We start from the raw sequence: 3,360 nt of genomic DNA on the forward strand, positions 1-3,360 counted from the left end.
CATCAAGGCTCAATCTATATTCAGAGTAATTTCCATTGTAGATATTCACTACTCCTTCACCTTCCATAATAAATAGTTGCTCGCTCATTTTATCTAGCAGGTATCTGTCATGTGATACCAATATCAATACGCCTGGAAAATTCTCCAGGAATTCTTCGAGGACATTTAAAGTATCGATATCCAAGTCATTCGTAGGCTCATCCAGGATAAGGAAATTTGGATTCTGCATGAGCACTTTCATTAAATGAAGGCGTTTCTTTTCACCTCCGCTCAGTTTCTCTACCATACCATGCTGCTTTTTGATTGGGAATAAAAAGAGCGTCAGTAACTGGGAAGCAGATATGGTTTGACCATCCGCCATCTTGATGTATTCTGCTTCTTCAGTAACGATATCAATCACCCTTTGTTTGTCATTGAAAGCTAAACCACCTTGTTTGTAATATCCATATACAGTAGTTTCTCCCACGCTAACGCTTCCTTTTTCCGGCTGCTGAAACCCGGTAATAATATTCAAAAGTGTTGACTTTCCAGTACCGTTTTTACCGGCAAGGCCGATTCTGTCAGAGCGTTTGAAGACATAGGTAAAATCATTGATGATTTTCTTCTCCCCAAAAGATTGTCCGATATGATCCAGTTCAAGAATTTTATTTCCCTGGCGGGACATCTTCACGTTCAGCGTTACATTTTTATTGTCTGTCCGCTGCTTGGTTTTACTGTCAAGATCATAAAAGGCATCGATTCTTGCCTGAGATTTTGTTCCTCTGGCCTGAGGCATCCTGCGCATCCACTCCAGTTCCTTCTTTAAAAGGTTTTTATTTTTATGGAAGGTGCTTTCATCAGAAGCTTCACGTTCGGATTTTTTCTCCAGAAAATACGCGTAGTTTCCATTGTAGTTGTAGATTTTACCCCTGTCAAGTTCTACAATTGTATTGCAGACATTATCCAGAAAATACCTGTCATGTGTTACAAGTAATATTGTTTTATTACCTGAAGTCAGTAATTTTTCAAGCCATTCAATTGTATCAATGTCCAGGTGATTGGTAGGCTCATCCAGTACATAAATTTCAGGATCCTCAATCAACAGTTTAGCCAGGGCCAAACGTTTTTTCTGGCCACCAGACAGCGTGGAAATTTGTTGCTGCAAATGGTTAATTCCCATACGGCTCAAAATCGTTTTGATCTCGTGCTCATATTCCCAGGCGTTGTGCTCACTCAATTCTTCATATAAGCGATTGAGGGTATTCTCATCTGGATTGGGGTCTTCAATTAATTCTTCATATTCCTTGATCAGTTGCTGCTGTTTGTTTTCCTGTGAGAATATAAAATCGCTGATTGAATATCCATCCGGAAAGGAGGGCTCCTGGTCAAGGAATCCGATTTTCACAAATTTATTCTTTACAATTTTTCCTTCCAGGGGATTAAACCGCTCGGCCAATAATTTTAATAGAGTACTTTTACCGGCACCGTTAATACCGACAAGCGCAACACGCTGCCCGGTTTGGATGCCTAAAGTTAAATTCTTGAATAACCATTCATCATGGTAGGCATGGCCTAAGTTTTCTGCTGCAATTAATGTGCTCAAAGTATTTTTTTAACGAATTATAGGATAAGAAATTACCTGCAAAAGTAAACATAATTTGCGGGTATCGTATTCATCAGCTGAAGGCTGTGAAATATTAGCGATAAATTACTTAATACTGACCTCAGAAAGGCGGTATTGAAGTGTTAATCAACAAAATACAAACGTAGTTGCAGTTTAAACAATTGATTAACAGCTTAATAAGTAACTTATATGATTGGCTCATCATTTAACAAAGCAAGATATTGGTCTTCTTTTTTTGTCATCAGTGTTTTGGCAACTTTACCCTTGTCTTTGTAACCCAGTAAATGGAGCGTGCCATGGATCATAACACGGCATAATTCCTGCTGTGTAGTACTCCTAAACTGCCTTGCATTTTCCTGTATACGTTCAATGCTGATAAATATATCCCCCAGAATCGTTTTAAGCTCCTCTGAGTTATCAAAAGTGATCACGTCGGTATAAGTGTCATGTTTAAGATATTGCTGGTTTATAGCCAGTAAATATTCGTCAGAGCACAAAATGAAATTCAACTCATCAAGCTGGTATCCCTCTGCAATGATGGTCTCATTGATCCAGTTTCTGATCAGGGTCTTGTTTTTTAGGGTATATTTTACTTCTTCGGAGAAAAAATAGACTGGGGCCTTACGCATATTTTGAATTTACTTCGGCAAATTTAGTGATTTAAAATATGCAGATATTTTATTTTTGTAATAGTAGTTCAGTGTAGGGGGCAGTTTCTGGAGAAATTCTTTTTCACTGAGATTGCTTTTCCTGAATTCTTCAAGCATTTTAGGATAGGATGCAGGGAATTCTTTGCCAGCCTGGCTTTCCCTTTTGCCTTCTTCATCCTGATCGCGGCTTGCCTTTTCTGCATCGAGCAATTTAGTGGTAATTCCCTGTTGCCGTTTTATTGTTTCTTCTTCGAGGCGCTTATTGATCAGGTCTGACTCTGTCATTTTCATCTCTTTCACGAGTTGATTAAGGTTTCCCAGACCGCCTTTGCCATCCTTATTCTCTTCGGCATTTATTTTCTGGAGGGCTTCCCTGATCATTTGCTGCTGCTGAGCCATTCTGGCAAAGCCCTCGCTCATTTTTCCTTTTGGCACGCTGCCTTTATTGCCTTCTTTTTCCAGCTGCTGTTTGGCTTGCTGCATGCTTTTATTCAGTTGATCCTGCATTTTTTGCAATTGCTGCATAGATTGTTTGCCCTTTCCCTTCCCACCTGATTTTGCATTTTTCTTATTCTTTTCCAATTGTTCCAGTGCTTCATTGAGCATCAGGGAAAGGTTATTGATAGAAGTCATTGTATACTGCTGATTTCTGCCAGCCTCCGCAGTTCTGCGTTCTGAAAGGCTTTCCAGGCTTTTATCAACGTTAAAATTGATCTTCTGCATTTCTTCGCCCACAGTACTTTCAATCTGCGGGATCCTTTTGCTTAGTGACGTCAGGCTATCGGCAATAGTTTTCATATTGTCTTTAATTTCACGCTGCCGCTGCACGTTTTTGGTATAGGAAGGATCAGCAGGAAGGATTTTTTTTAAGCTGAGCATCACTTTTTCCTGATCAAATGAGGTTTGCAGCAGGTTTTGCAGCAAACGGCGAAGCTCTTCGGCGTTCAGGTTGTTTTCCATTTCAGCCGAGGCCTGATTGGAATCTTCCAGTTCCTTTGCCATTTTCTGCATTTCCTGTGCAGCTTTTTTTTGGTTTTCGGCTGCTTTCTGCTGCTGTTTTTTGTCCAGGTTTTCCATGCTTTGCTGTTGCTGCTTTTCTACCGTCCG

2 protein-coding genes and 1 pseudogene are annotated in these 3,360 nt (G+C 40.0%); all 3 read right to left on the reverse strand.

The genetic code is table 11. The features are described 5' to 3' along the window. A partial coding sequence (locus ABWY16_RS04310; RefSeq protein WP_353903419.1) for an ABC-F family ATP-binding cassette domain-containing protein occupies nucleotides 1-1,582 on the reverse strand: 1,582 nt, incomplete at its 3' end. A gap of 206 nt (nucleotides 1,583-1,788) precedes the next feature. After that, nucleotides 1,789-2,232: an rRNA maturation RNase YbeY gene (gene ybeY / locus ABWY16_RS04315; RefSeq protein WP_353903420.1), complete on the reverse strand. Its 444-nt coding sequence runs from the start codon at nucleotides 2,230-2,232 to the stop codon at nucleotides 1,789-1,791. Nucleotides 2,233-2,241: 9 nt separating this feature from the next. Further along, nucleotides 2,242-3,360, reverse strand: a pseudogene (locus ABWY16_RS04320) (DUF4175 family protein); the annotation flags it as partial.

Source organism: Pedobacter sp., assembly GCF_040513095.1.
Taxonomy (GTDB): domain Bacteria; phylum Bacteroidota; class Bacteroidia; order Sphingobacteriales; family Sphingobacteriaceae; genus Pedobacter.